Source organism: Bradyrhizobium sp. 14AA (assembly GCF_054185205.1).
Window position 1 is genome coordinate 192,984 of sequence record NZ_JAVAYM010000017.1, and the last position, 6,279, is coordinate 199,262.

Annotated in this window: 4 protein-coding genes; all 4 read left to right on the forward strand. The window is 65.0% G+C overall.

Features of this window, described 5'->3' with window-relative positions:
- Positions 1 to 44: 44 nt before the first annotated feature.
- The 4 genes from RAD15_RS27735 (at position 45) to hydA (ending at position 6,130) form a co-directional block, all read left to right on the forward strand.
- Positions 45 to 2,414: a TonB-dependent receptor gene (locus RAD15_RS27735; RefSeq protein WP_458181393.1), complete on the forward strand. Its 2,370-nt coding sequence runs from the start codon at positions 45 to 47 to the stop codon at positions 2,412 to 2,414.
- 12 nt (positions 2,415 to 2,426) lie between these two features.
- The gene (locus tag RAD15_RS27740) at positions 2,427 to 3,848 is read left to right on the forward strand and encodes a PepSY domain-containing protein (protein WP_458181394.1); all 1,422 of its coding nucleotides are present in this window, start codon (positions 2,427 to 2,429) and stop codon (positions 3,846 to 3,848) included.
- 120 nt (positions 3,849 to 3,968) lie between these two features.
- Positions 3,969 to 4,709, forward strand: a complete 741-nt coding sequence (locus RAD15_RS27745) for a maleate cis-trans isomerase family protein (RefSeq protein ID WP_458181395.1) — start codon at positions 3,969 to 3,971, stop codon at positions 4,707 to 4,709.
- A gap of 11 nt (positions 4,710 to 4,720) precedes the next feature.
- Positions 4,721 to 6,130, forward strand: a complete 1,410-nt coding sequence (hydA, locus tag RAD15_RS27750) for a dihydropyrimidinase (RefSeq protein WP_458181396.1) — start codon at positions 4,721 to 4,723, stop codon at positions 6,128 to 6,130.
- The last annotated feature ends 149 nt before the right edge of the window (positions 6,131 to 6,279 follow it).

A 6,279-nucleotide genomic window follows, 5' to 3' on the forward strand; every position in this document is an offset into this window, starting at 1 on the left:
GTTCGCTGTGACGTGCCACTGACGTCATACCGAGGTCCAAGACCGTGTCTTCCACCCGAATTGTACGACCGCGCCGCTTCCTGCTTGCCTCTGTCGCGCTGACATCCTTTGCCGCTATCGATCTGCCCGCCGCGCTGGCACAGGAGGCTCGCGAACGCCTGCCGCCGATCGAAGTGTCGCCCGCCCAATCCCGCAAGCAGGCCAAGCCTGCCGGGCGCGACACGCAGAGCGCCCGCCGTGCGGCAGCGCGCAGGCCGGCGGCCGCGACGGCCGTGCCAAAACCTGCTGTGCCGGGCGCGGCAGGGCAGGGACAAGCGCAGACTCCGCTCAACACCAATGCGGTCGCCGAAAGCGCTTCGCGCCTCGGCCTGACCGTGCGGGAGATACCGGCGACCGTCGAAGTGATCTCGGCCGAGACCATGCGCGAGCAGGGCTATCGCACCGTGTCCGAGGTCGCCCAAGGCGCGGTCGGCGTGACCTCCGGCGACAGTCCGGGGGAGCCGGCGGGCTTCTCGATGCGCGGCTTCACCAACAGCCAGATCAACACGCTCTACAACGGCATCAAGATCGGTCCGCAGAACATGACCTCGCGGATCACCGACACCGCCAATCTGGAGGCCGTGGAATTTTTGAAAGGCCCGGCCTCGCTGATCTCGGGCGAGGGCGCCGCCGGTGGCGCGATCAATTTCGTCACCAAGCAGCCGCATACGGGACCAATCCGTAACGAGGCGGACTTCTCGTACGACTCCCTGAACTCGTTCCGCGCCCATTACGGCTCGGGCGGCAGCACCAATGTGCAGGGCCTCGATTATCGCTTCGACATCAGCCGCTCCTCACTCAACGGTTTTGCCGACGATACCAACACCAGGACGCTCGACGTGTCGGGCCAGCTGAACTATCGCATCTCCGACAGTCTCAAGGTCTGGGGTGCGATCGAGTATCGCGAGGATCGCGGAAAGGCCTATTGGGGCGCGCCGCTGGTGCCGGTTGCCTTCAGCGGCTCGCACGCGACGACGGGGATCGTCTCCGGCAACTACGTCTCGAACTACAACGGAACCAATCTGGGCGCGGTGACGATCGACGATCGCACCTTCAACACCAACTACAATGTCCTCGATAATCGTAACGTCGCGCAAGAGGTCTGGCTGCGCGGCGGCTTCGAGCTGAAGCTCGCGCCCGACCTGACGCTGAAGAGCCAGGCCTATGGCTACGGTGCAGAGCGCACGTGGTTCAACAACGAAGTCGAGGCGTTCAACTCCGGTACGAACCTTGTTGATCGCGAGCGCTTCTATGTGGCGCACAGCCAGCGGCTGGTCGGCAACATCACCGACCTGATCTGGGACACGAACATCGCCGGCTTTGACAACCGGTTCGTCACGACGTTGTCGTCAAGCTACCTCGATTTCGTCAGGCCGGGCGCCGCAAACTTCCCCGGCGACTCCGTCTCGCTGATCAATCCCGATCGCGGCTATTACGGCCTGCTCACGACGCAGCAGCAGACGGCACGCATCGACAGCGAGGCGCTGTCGTTCGAGGACCGGCTGAAGCTGACGCGCAGCTTTGCGCTGATCGGCGGGCTGCGCGTCGAGCACATCGGGCTCGACCGCAATTCGACCGACAAGAACGGCCTGGAGAAGGCAGGTTTTCCGTACACGAAAGACTGGGCGCCGGTAACGGGTCGTATCGGCTACACCTGGGAGGCCGTTCCCGGCCTGACCTTCTTCAGCCAGTATGCCACCGGCGCCGACGTCTCCGCCAACAACATCTTCCTGCTCCTGCCGACGCAGCCGCTCGACCTCACGACCGCGCGCACCTATGAGACCGGCGTCAAGCACCTGTTCTGGGACAACCGGGCGGAGTGGTCGTTCTCGGCCTACGACATTCTGCGCAAGAACGTCTATGCCGCGGCCGGCGGTATGCTGCTCAATGTTGCCGGACGGCAGGAATCGAAGGGCGTCGAGCTTGCCGCTTCGGTCCGCCCGATCGAGCCTTTGCGACTGTGGGGCAACATCGCCTATGTCGATGCGCGCTATGCCGACTACAATTTCGTCGGCGGCTCCTTCTCCGGCAACACGCCGCCCAACGTTCCGCGCATCGTGGCCAATGCCGGCGCATCGTATCGGTTCTTCACGCCCTGGCCGGTGGAGCTCGGCATCACCGGCCGCCACGTCGGCGATCGCTACAACACGGACGCCAACACAGTGACGATGAAGGCGTACACGGTGGCCGACGTCTATGCCTTCGTCGACATCCCCAAGACGGTGTTCTCTGCGGTCGACCAGGCCCGCCTGACCTTCCGCGTGCGCAACATCGCCGACAAGCGTTATGCGATCTGGGGCGATCCGTTCTATCCCGACCAGATCCTGCTCGGGGCGCCGCGCACCTACGAGCTCTCGGCGGCGTTCAAATGGTAGGGCACTGAACCCATGATGGGCGCGATCGTCCTGCTGCATCGCTGGCTCGGGATCGCGTTCTGCCTGCTGTTCGCGATGTGGTTCGCGACGGGGATCGTGATGCACTTCGTTCCGTTTCCGTCGTTGACGGAAGCGGAGCGATTTGCCGGGCTCGTGGCAGTGGAGGGCCGCGCAGCGCGGACCGCCATTGCCGATGCTGTCGCCGCGAGCGGGGTCGCTGACGCCGCGCGCGTTCGTTTGATCCAGCGAACTGACGGGCCGGTTTATATCGTATCAGGGCCATCGCGCCTGCGGGCGGTTCGTGCCGCTGACGGGCAGGATGCCTCGGTGCGGTCGCCTGAGGTCGCACTCGCCATCGCGCAGGCTCATGCGCGTCAACGCGGGCTCGATGCCGCCCGAGCGATCGTCGCTGCATACGCGGACTACGATCAATGGAGCGTGCCGAACGGCTTTGATCGCCACCGGCCCTTGTTTCGCGTTGCCCTCGGCGATGCTGTCGGGACTGAGGTCTATGTCTCGTCGCGTACCGGCGAAGTCGTCCTCGACACGACGCGGACCGAACGCGCATGGAATCTCGCCGGCAGCGTGCTGCACTGGATCTACCCGACGGTCCTGAGAAGCAATTGGCAACTATGGGACCGCGTGGTCTGGACGTTGTCGCTGCTCGCCCTGATCGCGGCGGTGCTGGGCGCGGTGCTCGGGATCGTGCGGGCGAAGATGCGGGGAGGCGTGATCGCAACGCCTTATCGGGGCTGGCACGCGCTCCATCACATCATCGGTCTTGTGGCCACGGTCTTCGTGCTGACTTGGATCTTCAGCGGCTGGCTCTCCATGGATCACGGCCGGCTGTTCTCGCGCGGGCAGTTGAATCCGGCTGAGGATGGCGTAATCAATGCTGCGCCGAACTGGGCCACGGCCCTGTCGTTCGAACGCACGCCGATATCGCCCCGGGCCCATGAAGTCGAGTGGCTTACCTTCGGCGGCAATCTCTACCGACGCGAGCGGATGGGTCTCGAGAAGCAGGTTGTGGTCGGGCCAGACGGTGGCGAGTCGGCGTTCATCAACGCGCAGGCGATCGGGAGCCTGATGGCGCAGATTGCGACCGGCTGCGACGCGCCGTCCATTCTCGCGGATAACGACGACTATCCCGCGCAGTCCACCGTCCCCGGAGCGCCCGTCTACCGTTCCCGCTGCGGCGATGTCTGGTTCGACATCGACGGTGCTGATGGTCGTGTGCTGCAAAGGCTGGATGCGTCGCGGCGGGCCTATCGCTGGGCCTACGGGGCGCTCCACACGCTCGACTTTCCAATCCTCGTCGCGCATCCGCGCTGGCGCGACGTCCTGGTCGTGGGCCTCTGTGCGCTCGGGGTGGTATTCTCCGCCACGGGCATCGTCATCGGCTGGCGCCGCTTGCGGTCGACCTTCGCGGCTTGAGATGCGTATCAAACAAATCATATGCGCCATGCAAAATCCGGGTTGCACGGCCGATGGCCTGCGGGGATGATCGCCGGAGGAGCGAAGCGGTGCGCTCTCTCAATTGGACGATCGTGATCAATGTCAATCTTGCGCAGACGTCTCGGCATGATCACGCCGTCCTCCAATTCGGTGCTCGAACCCGTCACCAGCGCCATGCTGCACGGCGCCACCGGCGTCACCGCGCATTTCTCGCGCTTCCGTGTCACCGAGATTGCGCTCGACGCCCCCGCGCTGAACCAGTTCGACACTTCGGTGATGCTGCCGGCGGCGGATCTGCTGGCGGATGCCAAGGTCGACGCGATCGCCTGGAACGGCACCTCGGCGAGCTGGCTCGGCATTGGCCGTGACAGGAGCCTGTGCGAGGCGATCACGGCGCGCACTGGGGTGCCGGCCACGACCTCTACTCTCGCCTGTATCGATGCTGCCCGCGCGCTCGGCGCCAAACGTGTCGGCCTCGTCTCGCCCTATACCGACGACGTGCAGCGGCGGATCGGCGACGTCTGGGCCGAGGACGGCGTCGCTCCGCATGCCGAGCGGCATCTCGGCCTGCGCGACAATTTTTCCTTCGGTGAGGTCGCCCCTGCGACAATTGCGGACATGATCCGCGCGGTCGCGGCGGAGGGGGCCGACGCCGTCGTCATCCTCTGCACCAATCTCGACGGTGCTGCGCTGGCGGCCTCGCTCGAACGGGAATTGAACATCGCCGTGCTCGACTCGGTCGCGATCACGCTGTGGCGCACGCTCGGTCTTGCCGGTGGCGACATCTCGGCCCTTGCGCAGTGGGGCCGGATATTCCAGACATCAGCGATCATCAAGTGACGGAGACTCCTGTGACGCAGCTCGATCTCGCCATTCGCGGCGGCACCATCGTGACGGCCAGCGACGAGTTTCGCGCCGATATCGGCATTCGCGACGGCCGCATCGTCAGCATCGCCGAGCGCATCGACGGCGCGGCGCGGGAGATCGACGCGACCGGCCTGCTGGCGCTGCCGGGCGGGATCGACAGTCATGTCCACATTTCTCAGCCCTCTGGCCCCGACGTCGTGATGGCCGACGATTTTGCTTCGGCAACGCGCGCGGCGGCGGCCGGCGGCAACACCATGATTCTGCCCTTCGCGCTGCAGGAGAAGGGGACGTCGCTGCGCACTTGCGTGGAGAACTACCGCAAGCTGGCCGAAGGCGAGTGCTACATCGATACCGCGTTCCACCTCATCATCTCCGATCCGACCGCAGTCGTGCTCGGCCAGGAGCTGCCGGCGCTGGTCAAGGACGGCTATACCTCGTTCAAGGTGTTCATGACCTATGACGACCTCGTGCTCAGCGACAAGCAACTGCTCGAGGTGTTCGACGTGGCGCGCCGCGAGGAGGCGCTGGTGATGGTCCATTGCGAGGGCTACGACGCCATCCGATTCCTTACCAGCAAGCTCGAGCGCGAAGGCCATATCGCGCCCTATTATCACGGCACCTCGCGGCCCCAGGCCGTCGAGCGCGAGGCGACGCATCGCGCCATCAGCCATGCCGAGGTGATTGGCGTCCCCATCATGATCGTGCACGTCTCCGGGCGCGAGGCGATGGAGCAGGTACGCTGGGCCCAGCAGCGCGGCCTGCCGGTGCATGCGGAGACCTGTCCGCAATACATCACGCTCACGGCCGACGACATGAAGGGCCTGAACATGGACATCACGGGCGCGAAGTATGTCTGCTCACCGCCGCCGCGCGATGCCGAAAGCCAGCAGGCGATCTGGGAAGGCATCACGACAGGCGTGTTCCAGACCTTCTCGTCCGACCACTGCCCGTTCCGCTACGACGATCCCAAAGGCAAGCTGACGCCGAACGCCCGCACCTCGTTCCGCTGGGTGCCGAACGGCATTCCCGGCGTCGAGACCCGGCTGCCGATCCTGTTCTCCGAAGGCGTCTCGAAGGGGCGGATCAGCCTGCAAAAATTCGTCGAGCTGACTGCGACCAACCATGCGCGGATCTACGGCCTCTATCCGCGCAAGGGTTCGATCGGCGTCGGCTTCGATGCCGACATCGTTCTGTGGGACCCCAAGCTGACCAAGCCAATCCGGCAGGCCGATCTTCACCACGGCGCGGACTATACGCCCTGGGAAGGCTTTGACGTCACCGGCTGGCCCGTCACCACGATCGCGCGGGGCCGCGTGGTGTACCAGCAGGGCAAGGTCGTCGGCGACAAGGGCGCGGGCGAGGTGCTGAGCCGCGGCAAGTCGAGCCTGGTGTGATCGGTCATCGCGGGCAAAGGGCCTAGGACCGATCGACATTCATTGCATCCAGATCATTGCGGCTGCGAGATGGATGAAGCCGGTAAAGTTGGCGGTTCGCCTGTCATAGCGGGTTGCCAAGCGTCGGAAGTGTTTGAGCTGGCAGAAGC

Excerpts from the sequence above, each read along its gene's own strand:
- RAD15_RS27740 (WP_458181394.1), top strand. The coding sequence starts at position 2,427 with ATGATGGGCGCGATCGTCCTGCTGCATCGCTGGCTCGGGATCGCGTTC.
- RAD15_RS27745 (WP_458181395.1), top strand. The coding sequence starts at position 3,969 with ATGTCAATCTTGCGCAGACGTCTCGGCATGATCACGCCGTCCTCCAAT.